The sequence below is a fragment of the Mesorhizobium sp. CA14 genome (assembly GCF_020165195.1).
Classification (GTDB): domain Bacteria; phylum Pseudomonadota; class Alphaproteobacteria; order Rhizobiales; family Rhizobiaceae; genus Mesorhizobium.
The window spans coordinates 84,332-103,376 of record NZ_JAIUHR010000025.1 but is presented as its reverse complement, the minus strand read 5'-3'; the positions used below and the strand labels follow the sequence as shown (position 1 = coordinate 103,376).

Here is a 19,045-nt window from a genome sequence, read left to right as displayed (position 1 = left end):
GCCATCTTTACTCAGCCGCCCTTGGCAATCCTGCGCCGAAATCTCCATGCCTTGCGACATCGTTGGCGCGAGCCACCACGAAAGCGCAAGTTTCAAGCCATGCCAAACCTATCTTAGCGCATATGCCCTCGAGGGGGAGATCATCCGCGCCAACAAAAAAGCCGCCGGGTTGCCCAGGCGGCTTTTGATTTCGAAGCTTCGAAGTCAGCTCAGTTCAGCTTGGCCTTCACGTCATTGAGCGCCGACTTGAACAGATCGGCGCCAGCCTTGGCATCGACCTTGGCGGCGAGCAGCGCGCGGGCGGCTTCGACGGCGATGTCGACGGCCGAGGCGCGCACTTCGCTGACGGCCTCGCGCTCGGCCTGGCTGATCTTCTGCTCGGCAAGCGCGGCGCGCCGGGCGACATAGTCCTCGGTCTTCTTGGCCGCTTCGGAAGCGAGCAGCTCAGCCTCGCGCTTGGCGGCGGCGACGATGTCGGCAGCCTCCTTCTCGGCTTCCTTGCGCTTCTGCTGATACTGACCAAGCAACTGCTGGGCTTCTTCACGAAGCTTGCGCGCCTCCTCGAGCTCAGCGCTGATCTTGGCCGCGCGCGAGTCGAGCGACTTGGTGAGCATAGCTGGCACCTTCAGATAGATGACGGCGCCGAGGAAGATGATCAGAGCGATGGTGGCCCAAAGCGTGGCGAGTGATGTGGCGTCCATGATCCCTATCCTCACCGGCTCGCGGATTTGACCGCGGCCGCGATCTCGGTCTTGTCGGCCTTGCCGCCGACAAGCGCCTCGACGATGGCCGACGTGGTGTCCTCGGCGATCGTGCCGACTTCCTTCATCGCCTTGGCCTTGATCGAGGCGATGCTCGCCTCGGCCTCGCCAAGCTTCTTCTCAAGCTCGGCCTCGAGCTTCTTGCGCGTGCTCTCGGCGTCCGCTTTGGCAGCGTCGCTTGCCTGCTGGCCGATCTTGTTGGCGTTGGCCTTGGCCTCCGCCAGTTCCTGCTCATAGGCAGCAACTGCGGCATCCGCCTCGTCCTTAAGCCTAGCGGCATGATCGAGGTCCTGGGTGATGCGGTCGTTGCGGACATCGATGATGCTGCCAAGACGCGGCATTACAACGCGCTTCAGGAACAGGTAGAAAAGCCCGAAGGTGATGACCAGCCACAGGATCTGCGACGGGAAGGTCTTGGCATCGAACGGCGGGAACGCTTCATGCTCCGCGGCAGGCACAGCGGTGCCTGCATGCGTATCGCCCTCGGCCGCGGCCGGCGCTGTTTCTTGCGCGTAGGCAGATGTCACGAACATCTCATTCCCCTGTCCATGGAACGGGGCCGCACCATGCGGCCCCTTTCGTCAGCTCTGGCTCTTACTTGAAGACCAGGAGCAGAGCGATCAGGAGCGAGAAGATGCCCAGAGCTTCGGTCACGGCGAAGCCGAAGATCAGGCGGCCGAACTGGCCGTCGGCAGCCGAGGGGTTGCGGAGCGCGCCCGAGAGGTAGCTGCCGAAGATGTTGCCGAGGCCGATGCCCGCGCCGCCCATGCCGATGCAGGCGATACCAGCGCCGATAGCAGCTGCTGCAGTTGCGTCCATTTCAAAACTCCTGTGGTTTCTCTATTCGTTGCAGTTGGTACGTTGGGTATGCTGGCGCCGGGGCGCCGGTGAAAATCAATGGCTCGGGTGCAGAGCGTCGTTCAGATACATGCAGGTCAGCACCGCGAACACATAGGCCTGCAGGAAGGCGACCAGCAGCTCGAGCGCGGAAAGCGCGACGGCCATCGCAAGCGGCAGGACCGAGCCGGCGATGCCCAGGGCGCCAAACGCGCTGAGGCTGACGACGAAGCCAGAGAACACTTTGAGCGTGATGTGGCCGGCCAGCATGTTGGCGAAAAGACGAACCGAGAGGCTGACCGGGCGCGAGACGAAGGAGATGACTTCGATCGCCACCACCAGCGGCAGGAGATAGCCCGGCACGCCATGCGGCACGAACAGCTTGAGGAAGCCGAAGCCGTGCTTGGCGAAGCCGTAGACGATGACGGTGCCGATGACCAGGATCGCCAGGGTGAAGGTGACGATGATGTGGCTGGTGACGGTGAAGAAATAGGGGAATAGGCCGATCAGGTTGGCGACCAGCACGAACATGAACAGCGAGAACACCAGCGGGAAGAACTGCATGCCCTGCTTGCCGGCGGCATCGCGCAGCATGTTGCCGACGAATTCGTAGGCCATCTCCGATACCGACTGCAGCCGGCCCGGGATGAGCGCGCGGCTCGCTGTGCTCATATAGAGGAAGGCCGAGGCCAGCACGATCGTCACGACCATGAACAGGGAAGAGTTGGTGAAAGAGACGTCGTAGCCGCCGATATGCAGCGGGATGATCGGATGGATCTGGAACTGGTGGATCGGATCGACCTTGTCAGCAGCAGCCACTTTAAATCCCCGTCAAAGCCACAACCGGCTTCTTAAGTTCACTTCAGCGCCTTGCGGCGCCCCACTTCATTCTTTCGGCTCGCGCGGCTTGCCGCCCTGGCCGAATTCGGATGCCAGTCCCGCCGAGCGCAGGACATTGAGTATACCGGCGCCAAAGCCCAGCAACAGGCCGACAATCAGACCCCAAGGCGCTGTTCCCGCCAGGCGGTCGATGATCCAGCCCAGGGCGACGCCGACCACCACCCCGGCGATGAACTCGCTGGACAGTTTCAGCGCCTGACCGTAACCGGTCGCAGCTTTCGCTTCGTCTTTCCCCTCGAGCCGGTCCGTGCGTCTCGTCGCAAGCGATGCTTCGAGATCGCGCCGGCGGCGCTCAAGTTCGTCGTCGCGGATAGTGGCTTCTGGCTGCCTGCCGCGGCCGGTTTCTCCGGTTCCGTCTGGCCCGGTTTTGTCGGCCATCGCAACCCCCCTGCCCGGGCAGACGATTGCCGTCCGTCCGCTTCTAAAGTCGCCGGCAACATAGTTAGAGGGTCCGCGCCCGTCAAGCCACGGGCCGAACTTCCAGGCGATCTATTTTTTTTAGGAAAATCAATGAGTTATCGAGGTGCGACATCGTGCCCTTCACGCCCGCGTGAGGACTCGGCGCGAATCCGCGCGACGAGCCGCGTCCGCCGGGGCATTCCGGGCGCCAGAGGAAGGACGGCCGGAGGCGTCGTTCAGGCGCCTCGGCTCGAGCCGCCTAAAGCGCGTCGCGATCTTTCAGATTCGCTCCATGCGCATTGGGCTTTTGATTTCGCGCATGTCTTGTCCCGAAACCGCTTACCACTTTCGGGAGGCATGCTTTAACGGCTTAGCTCCAGCCGCCGCCATAGGTGCGATAGAAGATATGCAGGCCGATCCTGGTCATGCGCTGCATGGCGCGCGCCCAGCCCGGATGGACGTAGTTGGCGTAGTAGTGAGTCGACGAGCCGACTTCGGGAATGAAGATCTTGCCGGCGGTGACGGCCATGGCGACCTCCTGGGCGGTCTTGTAGGAAGCCTGGTCGGTGATGCTCTTCTTCCTGCCGTCGCAGGCGAAGGAGAACTGGCAGCGGTTAAACCAATCGTCGTTCTGGTAGACGACGCCGCAGATCGTCTTCGGATAGGCCGGGTTGCGGACGCGGTTGAGGATGACCTGCGCCACCGCCGCCTGGCCGCGCACCGGCTCGCTGCGCGCCTCGAAATAGACGCCCTTGGCGAGGCATTCCTGTTCCGGCTTGGAGAAGACGGCCGCCGGCAGCGGGTTCTGCATCCAGGCGTGGTCGCCCTTGCCCATCGGCGGGATGAAGCGGCCGTTGTTCGGATCGTCCTGCAGCAACGCCTCGAAGGGCGAAGCCTTGGCGTAGTCGGGGGCCGACTGCGCATAGGCGGCGGCAAGGATGTCCGGCTTGTCGTTGTTGACGAGGGCGACGAGGGCCGCCGGCAAATCCGGATCCGGCTTCTTGTCTTCGCGCAGATGGAAGGCCTGGGCGATCTGGACTTCCTTGCCCTTGATGCCGGGCTTGGCAAAGGTGAGCTTCAGGCCGCTGTCCGTGCTGGAGCGCAGCAGCGAGGAGGTGCGCTTGAAAATCGAGCCGGCGCTGAAATTCTTGGGCGGCGCGACCGGCGAGACCTGGACGATACGGCCCTTCTTGTCGGCGCGCACGACACGATCTTCATCGGGTGTAGCGCCGGCGGCGTTGCCTTTGCCGCGGAAGGCGACGGTGCCCACGCCCGGCAAAATCATGCCGGAGCCGGAGAGCGAGCCGGTGGCGGTGGAATCGACGAAAGGCATTTCGGCGGCCTGCACCGAGCCGGCAGCGGATTTCTCGATATAGGCATTCCAGCGGACGTTGGACGATTCCAGGCCGGAGATCAGGCTTGCCATGTCCTGATAGGCGACGGCCGTCGGAAAGCCGATCCAAATGCCGAGCCCGAGCACCAAAGGAGGAAGAAAGGAACGTTTTTTCGCAACGGCGGCGGCGGCAAGCCGCATGGAAACGCGTCGATGCACTGAACTCTCCAGAACGCTACTGACCCCGGAGAGCCAAAATGAAGCATTAACCTTGATGCGGGGTTAACGACATCGATCATGTTCTTTTCATGTTTGAGGAAAGCCGGCTTGCAATTTCCACAGCGGGCAGATGAGGAAATCAGGCCCGGGTGGGTGCATCAGCTTTGGGTGAATCAAGCCTGGCGCAGGAAGATGGGCCAGGCGAGCGCCGCGCAGATTGCCGCGGCAAGCCACACGCCCGGCCATGCGAAGACCACCAGCAGCCACGGAATGGCGATCGGCACTAGGCAGAAGCCGATGAACACAAAACTGTTGGCAAGGCTGAGCGCGGTGCCGACGTGGCGGGCGCCGGCAAGTGTGGCAAGCTCGGTATAGGCGACCCCATGCCAGGCGGAGACGGATATGCCGGCGACGACGACCATCAGCGGCAGCAGCGGCAGCAGCAACGGCGATCCGGCGGCGCCGATCACCAGCAGCCACAGCGCCAGGAAGGCTAAGGCGCTCAGCGCGCTGCAGACTTTCAGGAACGGCCGGCGGTTGCCGTGGCGATCGGTGAAGCGGCCGCTCCAGACGCGCATCGCCATGGCGCCGGTCTGCACGGCGGCGAGGCTGGCGCTGGTCACAAAGGTGCCCATACCGGCGAAGTCATGCAGGAACACCGAGGCGAAGGTCAGCACCGCAACCTGCGGGAAGCATAGCAGGCCGATGGCGGTCGAGATGCGCCATACCTCGATGTTGCGCAAGGGCGCCGGGCCGCTTGCGGCAGTGGTGGGGTGACCGCCACCTTCCATCGGCGGCTCGTGCAGCCAGCGCCAGGCAAACCAGGCCGAGAGCGCGGAGACCACCGCAAGCAGGCCGAAGACCGCGGTGAAGCCCAAAGCCAACGCCAGCGACGGCAGGACGAGCGCGCCCAGCCCGCCGCCAAGCGGCACCGCCGTCTGCCTGATGCTCATGGCGAAGCCGCGCTCGCCCTCGCCGAACCAGCCCATGATGGCGCGGCCGCTGGAACCGTTGACGCTGCCGCCAAGGAGGCCGACGACGAGCAGGCTTGCCGAAAGCAGCGCGACGCCGGGTACCGCCATTTTTGTCGGCACGACGAGCATAGCCATAACAAAGAGCCATGCCGCCGTCGCGCCCAGTCCGGTCAAGAGCACGCGGCGGTCGCCCCAGCGATCGGTGAGCACGCCCCAAGGCAGTTCGCTCAGCGCCACGCCGAGGCCGAGAAGCCCGAGCGCCAGGCCGAGCGAGGCGTTGTCGAGATGGTAGCCCTGGCGCATGACCACCGCGGTCGCCGGAATGCCCGAGAAGGTGGCGGAGAAGCCGGCATTGGCGGCGACGCCGATGCCCAGAACTTTCCAGCGATGGTTGGGGCCGAAGGCGCGGCGGGCGGAGGCGCCGGCGCATGCGTCAGGCGGTTGGCAGTCGTTGTGTGCGACGATGGCGGACATGGTTCCATTCCCGTGACGGCCGGCTGACGGCTTGACGGACCGGATGTAGCGCCATAGCTTCGTCCATAAAATCAGGAAGTTTTTGACCAACAATCCTGAAAATCAGGATGATCTCATGCGCCGCATCACATTCGACCTCGATGTCCTCAGGACCTTCGTCACCGGAATGGAATTGGGCAGCTTCGCCAAGGCGGCCGAACGGCTCGGGCGCTCGACGTCCGCCGTCAGCGCGCAACTGAAGAAGCTGGAAGAGCAAGCCGCGACGCCGGTCTTCCGCAAGGCGGGACGCGGCCTGGCGCTCACCGAGGCCGGCGAGACGATGCTTAGCTATGCGCGGCGGCTGATCGAGCTCAATGACGAGGCTGCCTCCGCCATCCGCGACGTCGAGCTGGAGGGCTGGGTGCGGCTCGGCCTGCAGGAGGATTTCGGCGAGGCCGTGCTGCCCGAAGTGCTCGGCCGCTTTGCCCGCGCCCATCCCAAGGTGCGCATCGAAGCGCGGATCGGCCGCAGCCACGACCTGGCCGAGCGCGTCCTTACAGGCAATCTCGACATCGCCCTTGCCTGGCATGACGGCACGACCCTGCCTTACAGCCGGCATGTCGCCGACGTGCAGGCGCGCTGGATCGGCCCGGCCAAGCCGATCGAGGCAGGTCAGCGCAATGGCGAGCCGCTGCCGCTGGTGGTGTTCGAGGCGCCCTGCCTCTTGCGCACTGTCGCGACCGAAACGCTCGACCGCGCCGGCATGCCCTGGCGCATGGCTTTCTCCAGCCCCAGCCTCGGCGGTATCTGGGCAGCGGTGGCGGCGGGTCTCGGCCTGACGATCCGCACCGACATCGGCCTGCCAGCCAATGTCAGAGCAATCGCGCCGGGCGTGCTCGGGCTACCGGCGCTGCCGATGATGGCGCTGCACCTGCATCAGAAGGACGCCGAGCTCGACCCGGTGGCGACGCGGCTGGCGGAGATTCTCTTGCAGGCGGCGCTGGAGACGCTGCCGGATGGGGCGCGAGCCGGCGATGGATTGAGGGAGGTCGCTTAGCCTTTTTCGGACAGGCAGCGGCGGATCGGCCTATCCAGCGTCGCGTTCCGTCACACCCCCCTCTGTCCTGCCAGCGTTGCGAGGACTTACCCGCGACGGAGGATAAACATCAGCGCTTCTTCGCTCTGCCCGCAAACGGATTGTCCGAGGTACGCAGCGCCATGCGGATCGGCACGCCGGGCATGTCGAAGGCCTCACGCAGGCTGTTGGTCAGGTAGCGGACATAGGATTGCGGCATCGCGTCCGGCCGCGAGCAGGAGACGACGAAGCCCGGCGGCCGGGTCTTGGCCTGCGTGACGTATTTGATCTTCAACCGGCGACCGGCGACGGCGGGCGGCGGGTGATGCGCGAGGATACCTTCCAGCCAGCGGTTGAGCTTGCCGGTCGAGACGCGGCTGTTCCACACCTTGTGCGTCTTGATGACGCTTTCCATCAGCTTGTCGAGGCCACGGCCGGTCTCGGCCGAGACCGTCACCGCCTGGATGCCGCGCACCTGCGGCAAGAGCCGCTCGGTCTTTTCGCGCAGCTCGGCCAGCAATTCCTGCGGATTGTCGATCAGGTCCCATTTGTTGAAGGCGATCACCGGCGCCCTGCCCTCGCGGATGATGAGATCGGCGATCTGCAGGTCCTGCTTCTCGAAGGGGATGGTGGCGTCGAGCACGATGATGACGATCTCGGCGAAGCGGATGGCGCGCAGGCCATCCTGCACCGAGAGCACTTCCAGCTTTTCATGGATCCTGGATTTGCGGCGCATGCCGGCCGTGTCGAACAGCTTTATCCTGCGGCCGCGCCAGTCCCAGTCGACAGAGATCGAATCGCGGGTGATGCCGGCTTCCGGGCCGGTGAGCAGCCGCTCCTCGCCGATCAGCGCGTTGATCAGCGTCGACTTGCCGGCGTTCGGGCGGCCGACGACGGCGATGCGCAGCGGCTTGGTGTCGTCATAGGGTGTTTCGGCGTCAGGGTCGGCGATGTCCTCGCCGATCAGCACCTCGCTGGCGGCGATCTCATCGCTGTCCTCGTCGTCGTCCTCGCCGAAGGCGCGTTCCTCGCCGAGCGCTTCGATCACCGCGTCACGCAGGTCCGGCATGCCCTGGCCGTGCTCGGCCGAAACCGGGATCGGCTCGCCAAGGCCGAGCTCCCAGGCTTCCAGCATTCCCCCTTGAGCGCCGCGCGCCTCGGCCTTGTTGGCGACGAGCACCACCGGTTTGCCGGATTTGCGCACCACTTCGGCGAAGGTGCGGTCGTCCGGCATCAGGCCGGATTTGGCATCGACCGTAAAGAAGATGAGGTCGGCCTCGCGGATGGCGATCTCGGTCTGCTGGCGCATGCGGCCGGGCAGTGTCGAGGCGGCCGCGTCCTCGAAGCCGGCGGTGTCGATGACATCGAAGTGGAGATCGTAGAGCTTTGCCGCATGTACGCGGCGGTCGCGCGTCACACCAGGCGTGTCGTCGACAAGCGCCAGCTTCTTTCCGACCAGGCGATTGAAAAGAGTCGATTTGCCGACGTTAGGCCGGCCGATGATGGCGACTTTGAAGCCCATCCAGTCTACCGTTTATTTTGCATGTCGTTTGTCCCAAAACCGCTGCGCACTTTTGGGCGACATGCAATCACGAGGCGTTGCCCGACCCGCGGATCAGCTCGGACATCAGCTGTGCCCGCTGGCGCACATTGCGCGGGGCGGCTTCGTCCGAAGAGATCTGGTCGAACAGTTTGAGCGCGTCGGCCGACTTGCCGTCCTTCCAGGCGGCAAGGCCGAGCGCCTCGCGCGCCGAGTGGCGCAGCGGATTGGTGTCGGCGGTGAGCGCCTCGATGCGGCTTGAGACGTCGGCGTAGGAACCATGATCGACGAGCAGCAGCGCGGCCCTCAGCCGCGCGATGTCGCGGATGCCGGCGGGAATTGCGTTGTCGGCGGCGACCTCGTCGAAATCCTTGACCGCGCCGTCGACGTCGCCCTTGTCGGCCTTGACGGTCGCGGCGCGCATGCGGGCGAGCAGCGGATAGGCGCCGTAGCCGTCCTTCTCCAGCTGATCGAGCGCGGCGATCGCCTCGTCGCGCTTGCCGTCATTGGCGAGCTTCAACGCAGCCGAGAAGGCGTCGCCCGAACGGTTGGCGCGGCTCTCGTCCCAGTATCGGTAACCGACGACGGCCGCCGTTCCCAGCACGATCAGGATGGCGATGCCGAGAATGGCCGGGCCAAAACGATCCCACAGCGCCTGCGCCTGCTCGCGACGAATCTCTTCGTTGACTTCGCGGATAAAACTGTCGTCCGACATCAATCAAAACCATTGCTGCCCCGGAAGGGGGCGCTTCTTGAGCCCCGCGTTTTAGCGAAATTTCGTCGGCATGGAAGGGGGCGGGCCGGAAAATCGGCTGGGAATGCCCGGCGCCCACAGAGCTCGCCCGAACGCAACCGCGCCACATTTGCGCGATAGCCGGCTTCCGATCAGCCGGAGACATCCCCGCCAGAAGGTTGCCAATGCTTCGTTCGTACCGCGTCCTTGCATTCAGTCTCGCCTCGCTTGCCTCAGCCAATGCCGCCTTCGCCGATCCGCCGAAATCGCCAGCCGCTTTGCCGGCCAAACCGAAACAGGTCGTGCTGATCTCGTTCGACGCCGCCCGCGAGATCTCGCAATGGCAGCGCAGCCGGGCGCTGGCAAAGCGAACGGGCGCGCATTTCACCTATTTCCTGTCCTGCGTCTTCCTGCTCTCTCCCGAGACGCGGCTGCAATATGCCGGCCCCGGCAAGGCCGCCGGCAAATCCAATGTCGGCTTCGGCGCCTCGAAGCAGGATGTCGCCGAGCGGCTGGGACAGGTTCGGCTGGCCGCGGCCGAGGGCCACGACATCGGCAGCCATGCCTGCGGCCATTTCGACGGCAAGGACTGGAGCAAGGCCGACTGGCTGGCCGAATTCGCGTCCGCGCGGCGCATTTTCGAAAACGCCTATGCGATCAACGGTATTTCTCCCGAGCCGTCCGGCTGGCGCGATTTCGCCCGCCATACCGTAACCGGTTTTCGCGCGCCCTATCTGTCCACCGATAAGGCGCTCTACGAAGCGCTGCCCGAGGCCGGCTTTGAATACGACGCGAGCGGCGTTTCGAACGGCCCGGCCGTGGCGCCAACGAAGAACGGCACCACCCGCTTTGCGCTGCCGCAGATTCCGGAAGGGCCGAAATCGAAGCCGGTGGTCGCCATGGATTACAATCTTTATGTCCGCCACTCGGACGGCACCGAAAAGCCGGCCATGGCGGACGCATTTTCGGAACGCGCCTACCAGGCGTTCCATGCCGCTTTCGAGGCTCAGTACAACGGCAAGCGCCTGCCGCTGGAGCTCGGCTTCCACTTCACACTGATGAATAGCGGCGCCTACTGGAATGCGCTGGAGCGCTTCGCCGGCGAGGTCTGCGTGAAGGCCGATGTGGAGTGCATCAATTTCCGCGACTATGTCGCGCGCCAGCGCGCCGGCCAGGCACAGGCGAGTGTGGGCGGCTAACTGGACTGGCCGCGCTCTAGCTTGCCGGCTGATCTTCGGGACGCATGCCAGCTTGCTCGCGTTCTAGATAGTGCTGATCGATAATCGGCAATTGCTCGCCCTGCAGCGTCGCTTCGAAGGCTCGCAAACGTTTGTGCACCGACTGCAGTTCGACAATCGTCGACCAGGAATTCAGCAGGAACTGCAGCGAATTCGTCACCTTGCCGAAGGCGTTCGAGATCTGGTTCAGGGCGCCGAAGGTGATCTTGTGCGCAACCAGCGAGGGCCCGAGGATGAGCAACGAGAAGATGTTGTCGGCCTGCAGATAGGTGTAACGCACGACGTTGAAATAGATGTAGTGGAAATATAGTTTGAAATAATTGCGGCGGACATTGGCGAATAATTGTGTCGTCGTCGCCGGCTGAGCCCGGTCGGCATGATCTTCGCCGTAGACGAGTTCCTTGCGATAGGCTGCCTCGACGCGCTGGTTGCGGAACTGCAGGCCCGGCAGCTTGAGACCCGCCACCATGACGGAAATCGTCCCGAACAGACACCAGCCCAAGGCGGCAACGACCAGCGGCTGCGGGATCGCGCCGACGATCGGCAATTCGGTTATGTGGGCCTGCAGTTGAATCAAGACCGGCAGAAAGGCGATCAAGGTCATGATCGACTGGACGAAGGTCGAGCCGAGATCTTCCATGATCTGCGAGAAGCGCATCGTGTCTTCCTGGATACGCTGTGAAGCACCCTCGATGTGGCGCAGCCGGCCCCAGTTGGCCATGAAGTAATCGTTCATCGCGGTGCGCCAGCGAAAGATCCAGTGGCTGACGATGAAGGCATTGACCACCTGCACGTTCATGCCGACGAGCGCCAGCCAGGAGAAATCGGCCAATCCTATGTAAAATTCCGAGTCAGTCGATTTCGCTGTGCCCGACATCAGGCCCTGCACGTAATCGAAGAACGGACCATACCAATTGTTGACCGCCACCGAGACCTGAACGTTGAAATAGATGAAGAACAGGATGACGGCGGTCATCAGGATCGACCAGTTCTGCCACGGGTGCGGGGCGTACCAGCTCCAGAAGGCGTAGAAGATCACAACGCAAGCCGCGAAGTAGATGTAGAACCACAGGAACGGCTTCGACCACAGCACCGCGATGCCGATGATGGGCGGCGTGCCGGCCGCTGCCGGCGGCAGGCCGAAGACGGCGCCCAGCTGCTCGCCGCCGAAGAACCAGAACAGGATCGCCGCAAGGCTCCAGACGGCGGCCGATGTGAAGAAAAGCTTCGGCTGCGGGAAGAAGGATACGAACACTGTGGCGGGTTTCCTCGGTCTGACCGCAAATCAGCGGCGTTGCTGTTCGGCGGGCATAAAGTCACACATTAGGGGGAAAGAAAATGCCCGTGCCCGACGCCCGGTATCGAACAAGCCGCAAATCATGGCGATTTTGGCGCAGCCGACCAGGCAATGACGCCGGAGGCGAGCAGCGCCGCCGCCGCCAGGATCGAGGCAAGCACGTAATTGCCCCAGGCCTGGGCGAGCAGGCCGGCGGCGATCGGGCCGACAATCTGGCCAAGACCGAAGGCTGCCGTCATCACCGCGAAGATGCGGCGCGGCGCCCGCGGCGCGAGCTGCCTGCCCATCTGCAAGCCCAGCGCCGTGATGGCGATGAAGGTGCCGCCGAGCAGGACGCCTGCTATCAACGGTCCGGCTGCGCCCTTGACGACGACGCTGGCGGCGACGCCGACCACCTCGACCAGGCAGCTAGCAGCGTAGGCGGCATAGAGCCCTATCCGGCCGGCGAGCTTCTGCCAAAGCCATGTCGAGGGAAAGCCGGCCAGGCCGGCGACCATCCAGACAGTGGCCTCGAAGACGCGCCCGCCGCCGCCCTGGCGGACGATGGCGACCAGGAAAGTGGCCGTCACCACATAGCCGAAGCCGAACAGTCCGTAGGCGACGATCATCTTCACCAGGGACCCGTGCTTCGGCACCGCCGGCTCGCGCCCGTCGGTGACATTGGCCGGGGTGGTCGAGCCGGCGAGCAGCGCGACGACGAGCAGGCCGACGGCCGAAAGCGCTCCCGACCAGAGCCAGCCCGCGGCCCAGCCCGCATGTTCGGAGACGAGGATCGCCAGCAGCGCCGAGGACGCGGCAATGCCCAGGCCGACGCCGCCGAAATGCATCGCCTGCAAATCGCCGCGGCCGGCCTCTGCCAGATGGCTGAAGACGATCGAGGCCATGAACACCATGACGAAGGCGCTGGCGAGGCCGGCGAGGAAGCGGATGACGAGGAAGGCGGCCATCGTCTCGGTGAGCCCCATCGGGGCCGCGAGCACGGCGCTGGCGGCGAGGCCGGCGAACATCAGCATGCGCTCGCGGCCATGCGCCCAGCCTCCGGCAGCGGCCAAAGCGCCGATGAGGTAGCCGACATAATTGGCGGATGCGATCCAGCCGGCATCGGCCGGCGTCAAATGCAATCCTTCCATCATGCCGGGCAGGATAGGCGTGTAGACGAAGCGGCCGATGCCCATGGCGACGGCAAGCGCGACCATGCCGGCGAGAGCAAGCCGCAGGGAGATGGCGAGGCGTTCATTGCGGCGCAGAGTAATTGTGCGCGCAGGCGAAACAACGTGCTTGCGTTGGGCCAGGCGCGGACATCCCCTCACCTAGCCTCCGCTTCGCTCGGCTGACCTCTCCCCGGTGGGGAGAGGAGCCTGTCGGTGCCGGCGCCATCTCTTCTCCCCAAGGGAGGCCGCGAAGCGGCCGGATGAGGGGAGCGCCGCCGAAAAGGCCAATAACTTAGCGGCCAGCCGCGCCTGACGTTTCATATGCAGTGCGGCGGGCGGTCAGCCGGAAGGGCATATCGCCGAGCTCGCGCTCCGACATGGTATCGAGCACCGGATGCGACAACGGATCGGTGATCCAGTGTGCGATCTCGCCGTCCTCGCGCGGCCTCGCCTCGGCGCCGGACAGCCCTTTCAGAAAAGATAAAATCTTCATGGGCCACCTCGTGGTTCAAGGCTGTTCCAGGTAAATTCTGCCGTTTTCTATCCGGTTTCAATTGAGATTTCGGTCCGTTCACTTTAGAAAAACTGGATGGCTATGCTGAACCGCGTCCATCTCAACGGCCTGCGCGCCGTGGAAACCGTCGCCCGGCTGGGATCGCTGGCGGGAGCGGCGGCGGAGCTCAGCGTCTCGGTCAGCGCCGTCAGCCAGCAGGTCAAGCGCACGGAAAAGCAGTTGGGACAGGCGCTGTTCGAAAGAACGCCGGGCGGACTCGTGCCGACCGAATTCGGCGCCGCCTTCACGGCGCGGCTCAGCGCCGGCTTCCGCGAGCTTGCGCAAGCGGTGGCGCTGGCCAACGAGACCAACGAGTGCACGCTGGTCGTCTCGGTGGCGCCGGCTTTCGCCTCGAAATGGCTGCTGCCCCGGCTGTCGCGGCATTTCGCGCGCCATCCGAATGTGCTTTTGCGCATCGACGCGTCGGCCAGGGTCGCCGATCTCGACCGGTCCGACATCGATATCGCCATCCGGCTTGGCGACGGCAAATGGCCTGGCGGACGCGCCGAGCTTCTGCTTGCCCAGGAGGTGTTTCCGGTCTGCGCGCCCTCGATCGCGGCCAAGCTGAAATCGATCGGCGATCTGGCGCAGACCTGCGCGATCACCGACGAGCGGGCGATGTTCAGCTGGGACGGCTGGTTCGAGGCGGCGGGCGTCGAGCCGGTCACCTTCCAGAAAGGCGCGCGTTTCACCGATCCGATGCTTTGCCTGGAATCGGCGATCGCCGGTCATGGCGTGATGCTCGCCTGGCAGTTGCTGACCGCCGACGCGCTGGCCGACGGCCGGCTGGTCGCGCCCTTTGGGATCAGGGCCGAGAGCGGGCTGGGTTACTGGCTCGTGACCTCGGCCACCAAGAGCGAAAGCCGCAAGGTGCGCGACTTCAAGGCCTGGATCCGCGAGGAGATCGAGGCGACCATGGCGCAGTTCCGGGCGCTGGACAGCGCCGCATAACCGCTCCGCACTCTTCAGCGACGCGGTTCGTCCTGCTTGAGAGCAGGCCCAGTCGATCGCGGTGGAAAGGTCAATCGCAGCGGTCTATGTAAGGATGAGAACCCCAACATAACGGCAGGCAGGATCATGACCACACATTCGCGCGGCGTTTCGGCAAGCATCGACCCGGTGAAGCTCGACAGGCTGGCGGAAGTCGCCGTCAAGGTCGGGCTGCAGCTGCAGCCTGGCCAGGACCTTGTGCTGACCTCCTCGATCGCGGCGCTGCCACTGACCCGACGCATCGTCGAGCACGCCTACAAGGCGGGCGCCGGCATAGTGACGCCCATCTTCAATGACGACGAGATCACGCTGGCGCGTTTTCGCTATGGGGCAGACGCCGGCTTCGACCGCGCCGCCGGCTGGCTCTACGAAGGCATGGCGAAGGCGTTCTCCAATAATGCGGCGCGGCTCGCCGTGCGCGGCGAGGATCCGTCGCTGCTCTCGTCACAGGATCCGGCCAAGGTGGCGCGCGCCAACAAGGCGAACTCGATGGCTTACCAGCCGGCGCTGGAGAAGATCACCGGCTTCGACATCAACTGGAACATCGTCGCCTATCCCGACCTTGCGTGGGCTCGCCAAGTGTTTCCGGGCGAGCCCGACGACGTCGCGGTGGTGAAGCTCGCCGACGCCATCTTCTCGGCCTCGCGGGTCGATGTCGAGGACCCGATCGGCAACTGGAAGGCGCATAACGCCGCCTTGGCCGAGCGCACAAAATGGCTCAACGAGCACAGTTTCCACGCGCTGCATTTCACCGGACCGGGCACCGACCTGACCGTCGGGCTGGCGGATGGCCATGAATGGATGGGCGGCGCTTCGACGGCGAAGAACGGCATCACCTGCAACCCGAACATCCCGACCGAGGAGGTCTTCACCACGCCGCATGCAATGCGCGTCGAGGGCCATGTCTCCTCGACCAAGCCGCTCTCCTACCAGGGCACGCTGATCGACGACATCTCGGTGCGCTTCGAAGGCGGGCGGATCGTCGAGGCCAAAGCCTCGAAGGGCGAGGACGTGCTGCAGAAGGTGCTGGACACCGATGAAGGCGCGCGCCGTCTCGGCGAGGTGGCGCTGGTGCCGCATTCCTCGCCGATCGCGAAGAGCGGGCTGTTGTTCTTCAACACGCTGTTCGACGAGAACGCCGCTTGCCACATCGCGCTCGGGCAGTGCTATTCGAAATGCTTTGTCGACGGCGCGTCGCTCAGCCAGGACGAGATCGCGGAGCGCGGCGGCAACAAGAGCTTCATCCACATCGACTGGATGATTGGCTCCGACAAGATCGACATCGACGGCGTGGCCAAGGACGGCGGCCGCGTGCCGGTGATGCGCAAGGGCGAGTGGGCGTAACGGTACTTTGTTGGCGCAATTCCGAACGGACGGCCACGGCGAAGTCGCCGAGCGCTGCACGCTTTTCTTGGAATTGCTTGGCAAAGGAGGCGTAAGTGGCCTTCGACATTGCGGTGAAGCGTGTCTATGAGCCGCCGGCGAAAGCCGACGGCCGGCGGGTGCTGGTCGACCGGATCTGGCCGCGCGGCGTCAGCAAGAAGGACGCCGAGCTGACGCTATGGCTGAAGGAGATCGCGCCGAGCAACGAACTGCGCAAATGGTTCGGCCACGAGCCGGAGCGCTGGCCGGAATTCAAGAAGCGATATCGGGCCGAGCTTGATGCAAATAGCGAGGCGGTGGCGCAACTGCGCGGCCTGCTGCGCGAGGGCAAGGTGACGCTGCTCTACGGCGCGCATGACGAGGCGCACAACAATGCGGTGGCGCTGGCGGACTATTTGCGAGGGACGTGATGTATCCCGCTACGTTGGCGATAAGCGAAGGCGGAAGCGACGTCCGATTTCCCCCCTTGCGGGGGAGATGCCAGGCAGGGCAGAGGGGGTGCTGTCCCTCCAGCCTCTCAATAATCAAACTGCATACCCGAGGCAGCTTCGCGTCGACACGTCGGCCAACGCCGCGTTCCTTCACACCCCCCTCAGGCCTGCCGGCCATCTCCCCCGCAAAGGGGGAGATTGGCAGCTTCGGCGTCCCGCCCCTACTTCACCGCCTCCTCGTAAACCTCCGGCTTGAACCCCACTAATATCCGCTCGCCGACCTCCAGCACCGGCCGCTTGATCATCGTCGGTTTGGCGAGCATCAGCTGCTTCGCCTTCTTCTCGTCCAGCCCGGCCTTATCCGCTTCCGGCAGCTCGCGAAAGGTGGTGCTGCCTTTGTTGAGCAGCTTTTCCCAGCCGACCTTGCCGACCCAACCGCTGAGCCTGTCGGCCTCGATCCCCTCTGCCCGGTAGTCATGAAAGCGATACGGGACGTCATGGCTCTCCAGCCAGACACGCGCCTTCTTGATCGTGTCGCAGGTGGTGATGCCGTACATGGTGATGGTCAAAGCGGGCCTCTGTCAGATGAATTTTCGAATCCGGCAGAAGCCTAGGCCGGCCCCATAAGCTTTGCCAGCGCTTTGCGGCGGTGCGATTTTGGCCTTGCCAATACTAAGGGTTTTTCCTAAGTATCTTCCTGCAAAGATCACCTGACCGCCAGGCGGTCTCGGAAGGAACAGCCATGAGCCTGCAGATAGCAAGCCAGAACCCACCGCCCATCGACGGCATTTTTCGCGCGCTGGCCGATCCGACACGGCGGCGCGTCGTGGAGCGGCTGAACAGAAGTCCCGCCTCGGTCAGCGAGCTGGCGGAGCCGTTCGGCATGGCGCTCCCCTCCTTCGTCGAGCACCTGAAGGTGCTGGAAGGTTGCGGGCTGGTGCAGTCGCAAAAGGCCGGCCGGGTCAGGACTTACAGCCTCTCGCCCGAGCCGCTGAAGCTGGCGGAAAACTGGCTCGTCGAACAGCGCGCGCTGTGGGAGCGCCGGCTCGACCAGTTCGACGCCTATGTGATGAACCTCAAGGAGATTGAAAAGTGAGCTATCCGTTCAAGCCGAACCCGAAACTGGACCTGACGCTGGAGCACTTCCTCGACGCGCCGCGCGAACTCTTGTGGCGCGCCTGGACGAGGCCTGAGCATGTCAAGCAGTGGTTCACGCCGAAGCCGTGGGTCATCACCGACTGCGAGATCGACCTCCAGCCCGGCGGCCTGTTTCGCACGCGCATGCAATCGCCCGACGGCAAGGAGATCAACGACCGCCATTGCTGCTATCTCGAGATCGTGCCGAACGAGCGGCTGGTGTGGACCGACGCGCTGCTGCCGGGCTACCGGCCGTCCGGCGAGCCCTTCATCACCGCGGTCATCGCACTGACGCCCGAGGGCAAAGGCACGCGCTACACCGCTACCGCCATCCACCGCGACGAGGCGACGCGCAACAGCCATGAGGAGATGGGTTTCTTCGACGGCTGGGGCACGGTGGCCGACCAGCTTGCGGATTATGTGAAGACGATTTGAGAAGCAGACATGGCGGCCTGGATATCATCCGAGGTCGCCATGCCTACATCATGCTGCGAAGGGCGTTCGCAGCCCAAGGCCAGCAAGCCTCAGTAGTAGAAACGCTCTTCGCTGATCTTGCCGTTTTTGACCGTGTAGAGGCCAACCTCATCCATCTTTACGCGTTCGCCGGTCGATTTGGGCGTCACGTCGAAGCTGAAGCGTAGCGCGAACTGGTCGCCATTGACGTATGGCCCCTCGATCGAGCCGCCGTGAACCTCGTGGTTGGCTTCCCACCATGCGCCCTTTTCCTTGACGGCCTGCTTGCCGCTGCAGACGGCCATCGGCCCTTCCATCGCCTCGTAGCTGACGATGTCGTCGGCATTGTACTTCGCGGCGGCGCCGTGGTTGTCGCCTCGCTTGAGGAGCTCGGTGAAATCCTTGGCAATTTCGGCAGTGGTCATGATTTCCTCCCGGTTTGGACCAGACATCAAGTAGGTATCGATCGTTCGCCTGCCACCGACAGCCGGCTCCGCAGGTGACAAATCGTGTCAGGATGGTGGCGCCTGGCCTATGGCGCGGCTACCAGCGGCCAGCGGTTCAGATCTTTGTAGATCGTCAGGCCGCGCAGGCTGTGAACGAGAACGAACTCTCTTGCCACAAAACTGATCGGATCGATGGGCTGCCTGGGAATGAATTTCTTGTCATAGGCAAGCGTCATGTGCGGAACGAAATGATCTGCCGATTTGAGACCGTTTGCCTTCATCGCAACGCCAATCAACCGGCTGAGTTCGCAGACCGGTCCATCGTCTGCCAAAAGCACGAACGGACGCGATGGCGGCCTGCCTTTTGCCGCCGGGCGCCCGGGAAAACTCACGGCATAGCTAAACGTGACTTCAAACGCCGGCATTTCAACCAACTGGCCGGCTCGCTTTGCCGCGAATTCGATTTTCGATCTAAGTCTTTTGTAATCACCGACATGTCGTTGACTGACATGAAATCGCTCTTTCAGCAGCAGCGATCCGGTTATCCCGTTGAGATCGCACAGATGTTTCTGCAATGACCAAAACGCGGCACGATTCTTGGCCTGCAAAAACAGCGCGAAGAACACGCGATCCCGCAGCTTCGGCTGCAGTGGAGGAATCGGAATGCCGAAATCAAACTCTTGCTGCCGAGACATCTGTACTCGTTCGGCTGAGAACGCTCCTGTTACAACTCCTTACTAGA

Annotated in this window: 22 protein-coding genes; 7 read left to right on the top strand and 15 right to left on the bottom strand. The window is 63.9% G+C overall.

The window, feature by feature from the left end; genetic code table 11:
• Positions 1-209 precede the first annotated feature (209 nt).
• The 7 genes from LB565_RS22885 to LB565_RS22855 form a co-directional block, all read right to left on the bottom strand.
• Positions 210-701 carry a F0F1 ATP synthase subunit B gene (locus LB565_RS22885; protein ID WP_224588033.1) on the bottom strand — a complete coding sequence of 164 codons (492 nt, stop codon included), beginning with the start codon at positions 699-701 and terminating at the stop codon, positions 210-212.
• A gap of 11 nt (positions 702-712) precedes the next feature.
• Positions 713-1,294, bottom strand: coding sequence for a F0F1 ATP synthase subunit B (locus tag LB565_RS22880; protein ID WP_224588032.1), 582 nt, complete (start codon positions 1,292-1,294; stop codon positions 713-715).
• Between the two features lie 61 nt (positions 1,295-1,355).
• Positions 1,356-1,580 (bottom strand): F0F1 ATP synthase subunit C, encoded by a 225-nt coding sequence (locus tag LB565_RS22875; protein ID WP_027164582.1) that lies wholly within the window; start codon positions 1,578-1,580, stop codon positions 1,356-1,358.
• Positions 1,581-1,655: 75 nt separating this feature from the next.
• A complete protein-coding gene (locus LB565_RS22870; protein WP_224588031.1) occupies positions 1,656-2,417 on the bottom strand; it encodes a F0F1 ATP synthase subunit A in 762 nt (253 codons plus the stop codon).
• 66 nt (positions 2,418-2,483) lie between these two features.
• On the bottom strand, positions 2,484-2,876 hold the full coding sequence (locus LB565_RS22865) for an AtpZ/AtpI family protein (RefSeq protein ID WP_224588030.1): 393 nt from the start codon (positions 2,874-2,876) through the stop codon (positions 2,484-2,486).
• 391 nt (positions 2,877-3,267) lie between these two features.
• On the bottom strand, positions 3,268-4,449 hold the full coding sequence (locus tag LB565_RS22860; RefSeq protein ID WP_224588029.1) for a cell wall hydrolase: 1,182 nt from the start codon (positions 4,447-4,449) through the stop codon (positions 3,268-3,270).
• A 173-nt stretch (positions 4,450-4,622) separates the two neighbouring features.
• Positions 4,623-5,897, bottom strand: coding sequence for an MFS transporter (locus LB565_RS22855; protein WP_224588028.1), 1,275 nt, complete (start codon positions 5,895-5,897; stop codon positions 4,623-4,625).
• A gap of 115 nt (positions 5,898-6,012) precedes the next feature.
• Here LB565_RS22855 and LB565_RS22850 point away from each other — a divergent pair, with 115 nt between their 5' ends.
• Positions 6,013-6,933 (top strand): LysR substrate-binding domain-containing protein, encoded by a 921-nt coding sequence (locus LB565_RS22850; RefSeq protein ID WP_224588027.1) that lies wholly within the window; start codon positions 6,013-6,015, stop codon positions 6,931-6,933.
• A 109-nt stretch (positions 6,934-7,042) separates the two neighbouring features.
• Here LB565_RS22850 and der read toward each other — a convergent pair whose 3' ends face one another.
• Positions 7,043-8,473, bottom strand: coding sequence for a ribosome biogenesis GTPase Der (der, locus tag LB565_RS22845; RefSeq protein ID WP_224588026.1), 1,431 nt, complete (start codon positions 8,471-8,473; stop codon positions 7,043-7,045).
• A gap of 67 nt (positions 8,474-8,540) precedes the next feature.
• Positions 8,541-9,206, bottom strand: a complete 666-nt coding sequence (locus LB565_RS22840) for a tetratricopeptide repeat protein (protein WP_224588025.1) — start codon at positions 9,204-9,206, stop codon at positions 8,541-8,543.
• A gap of 203 nt (positions 9,207-9,409) precedes the next feature.
• Between LB565_RS22840 and LB565_RS22835 the strand changes: the two genes are divergently transcribed.
• The gene (locus LB565_RS22835; protein ID WP_224588023.1) at positions 9,410-10,423 is read left to right on the top strand and encodes a polysaccharide deacetylase family protein; all 1,014 of its coding nucleotides are present in this window, start codon (positions 9,410-9,412) and stop codon (positions 10,421-10,423) included.
• Between the two features lie 16 nt (positions 10,424-10,439).
• Here LB565_RS22835 and sbmA read toward each other — a convergent pair whose 3' ends face one another.
• The 3 genes from sbmA to LB565_RS22820 form a co-directional block, all read right to left on the bottom strand.
• Positions 10,440-11,717, bottom strand: a complete 1,278-nt coding sequence (gene sbmA, locus LB565_RS22830) for a peptide antibiotic transporter SbmA (protein WP_224588021.1) — start codon at positions 11,715-11,717, stop codon at positions 10,440-10,442.
• Between the two features lie 122 nt (positions 11,718-11,839).
• The gene (locus LB565_RS22825) at positions 11,840-12,955 is read right to left on the bottom strand and encodes a YbfB/YjiJ family MFS transporter (protein ID WP_224588039.1); all 1,116 of its coding nucleotides are present in this window, start codon (positions 12,953-12,955) and stop codon (positions 11,840-11,842) included.
• Between the two features lie 247 nt (positions 12,956-13,202).
• Positions 13,203-13,403 carry a hypothetical protein gene (locus tag LB565_RS22820; RefSeq protein ID WP_224588020.1) on the bottom strand — a complete coding sequence of 67 codons (201 nt, stop codon included), beginning with the start codon at positions 13,401-13,403 and terminating at the stop codon, positions 13,203-13,205.
• Positions 13,404-13,499: 96 nt separating this feature from the next.
• Between LB565_RS22820 and LB565_RS22815 the strand changes: the two genes are divergently transcribed.
• The 3 genes from LB565_RS22815 to LB565_RS22805 all read left to right on the top strand — a co-directional run bounded on the left by LB565_RS22815 (position 13,500) and on the right by LB565_RS22805 (position 16,246).
• Positions 13,500-14,414 carry a LysR substrate-binding domain-containing protein gene (locus LB565_RS22815; protein WP_224588018.1) on the top strand — a complete coding sequence of 305 codons (915 nt, stop codon included), beginning with the start codon at positions 13,500-13,502 and terminating at the stop codon, positions 14,412-14,414.
• 126 nt (positions 14,415-14,540) lie between these two features.
• Positions 14,541-15,797 (top strand): aminopeptidase, encoded by a 1,257-nt coding sequence (locus LB565_RS22810; protein WP_224588016.1) that lies wholly within the window; start codon positions 14,541-14,543, stop codon positions 15,795-15,797.
• 95 nt (positions 15,798-15,892) lie between these two features.
• Complete coding sequence (locus tag LB565_RS22805; RefSeq protein ID WP_224588013.1) at positions 15,893-16,246, top strand: DUF488 domain-containing protein; 354 nt, start codon at positions 15,893-15,895, stop codon at positions 16,244-16,246.
• A 242-nt stretch (positions 16,247-16,488) separates the two neighbouring features.
• On the opposite strand, the gene LB565_RS22800 is transcribed toward LB565_RS22805, so the two are convergent.
• Positions 16,489-16,836: an ArsC family reductase gene (locus LB565_RS22800; protein ID WP_224588012.1), complete on the bottom strand. Its 348-nt coding sequence runs from the start codon at positions 16,834-16,836 to the stop codon at positions 16,489-16,491.
• 173 nt (positions 16,837-17,009) lie between these two features.
• On the opposite strand from LB565_RS22800, the gene LB565_RS22795 reads away from it, so the two are divergent.
• Complete coding sequence (locus tag LB565_RS22795) at positions 17,010-17,363, top strand: ArsR/SmtB family transcription factor (RefSeq protein ID WP_224588010.1); 354 nt, start codon at positions 17,010-17,012, stop codon at positions 17,361-17,363.
• Positions 17,360-17,839 (top strand): SRPBCC family protein, encoded by a 480-nt coding sequence (locus tag LB565_RS22790; RefSeq protein WP_224588005.1) that lies wholly within the window; start codon positions 17,360-17,362, stop codon positions 17,837-17,839. The genes LB565_RS22795 and LB565_RS22790 overlap by 4 nt, the downstream gene beginning before the upstream one ends.
• An 89-nt stretch (positions 17,840-17,928) precedes the next feature.
• On the opposite strand, the gene LB565_RS22785 is transcribed toward LB565_RS22790, so the two are convergent.
• Both LB565_RS22785 and LB565_RS22780 read right to left on the bottom strand, forming a co-directional pair.
• Positions 17,929-18,282: a nuclear transport factor 2 family protein gene (locus LB565_RS22785; protein ID WP_224587998.1), complete on the bottom strand. Its 354-nt coding sequence runs from the start codon at positions 18,280-18,282 to the stop codon at positions 17,929-17,931.
• A gap of 107 nt (positions 18,283-18,389) precedes the next feature.
• Positions 18,390-18,998 (bottom strand): 2'-5' RNA ligase family protein, encoded by a 609-nt coding sequence (locus LB565_RS22780; RefSeq protein ID WP_224587997.1) that lies wholly within the window; start codon positions 18,996-18,998, stop codon positions 18,390-18,392.
• Between the last annotated feature and the right edge of the window lie 47 nt (positions 18,999-19,045).

Bases quoted from the DNA above. Each gene is read 5' to 3' on its own strand.
- LB565_RS22885 (WP_224588033.1), bottom strand. From the start codon at position 701: ATGGACGCCACATCACTCGCCACGCTTTGGGCCACCATCGCTCTGATC.
- LB565_RS22880 (WP_224588032.1), bottom strand. From the start codon at position 1,294: ATGTTCGTGACATCTGCCTACGCGCAAGAAACAGCGCCGGCCGCGGCC.
- LB565_RS22875 (WP_027164582.1), bottom strand. From the start codon at position 1,580: ATGGACGCAACTGCAGCAGCTGCTATCGGCGCTGGTATCGCCTGCATC.
- LB565_RS22865 (WP_224588030.1), bottom strand. From the start codon at position 2,876: ATGGCCGACAAAACCGGGCCAGACGGAACCGGAGAAACCGGCCGCGGC.
- LB565_RS22855 (WP_224588028.1), bottom strand. From the start codon at position 5,897: ATGTCCGCCATCGTCGCACACAACGACTGCCAACCGCCTGACGCATGC.
- LB565_RS22850 (WP_224588027.1), top strand. From the start codon at position 6,013: ATGCGCCGCATCACATTCGACCTCGATGTCCTCAGGACCTTCGTCACC.
- der (WP_224588026.1), bottom strand. From the start codon at position 8,473: ATGGGCTTCAAAGTCGCCATCATCGGCCGGCCTAACGTCGGCAAATCG.
- LB565_RS22840 (WP_224588025.1), bottom strand. From the start codon at position 9,206: ATGTCGGACGACAGTTTTATCCGCGAAGTCAACGAAGAGATTCGTCGC.
- LB565_RS22835 (WP_224588023.1), top strand. From the start codon at position 9,410: ATGCTTCGTTCGTACCGCGTCCTTGCATTCAGTCTCGCCTCGCTTGCC.
- LB565_RS22825 (WP_224588039.1), bottom strand. From the start codon at position 12,955: ATGGTCGCGCTTGCCGTCGCCATGGGCATCGGCCGCTTCGTCTACACG.
- LB565_RS22820 (WP_224588020.1), bottom strand. From the start codon at position 13,403: ATGAAGATTTTATCTTTTCTGAAAGGGCTGTCCGGCGCCGAGGCGAGG.
- LB565_RS22815 (WP_224588018.1), top strand. From the start codon at position 13,500: ATGGCTATGCTGAACCGCGTCCATCTCAACGGCCTGCGCGCCGTGGAA.
- LB565_RS22810 (WP_224588016.1), top strand. From the start codon at position 14,541: ATGACCACACATTCGCGCGGCGTTTCGGCAAGCATCGACCCGGTGAAG.
- LB565_RS22795 (WP_224588010.1), top strand. From the start codon at position 17,010: ATGAGCCTGCAGATAGCAAGCCAGAACCCACCGCCCATCGACGGCATT.
- LB565_RS22785 (WP_224587998.1), bottom strand. From the start codon at position 18,282: ATGACCACTGCCGAAATTGCCAAGGATTTCACCGAGCTCCTCAAGCGA.
- LB565_RS22780 (WP_224587997.1), bottom strand. From the start codon at position 18,998: ATGTCTCGGCAGCAAGAGTTTGATTTCGGCATTCCGATTCCTCCACTG.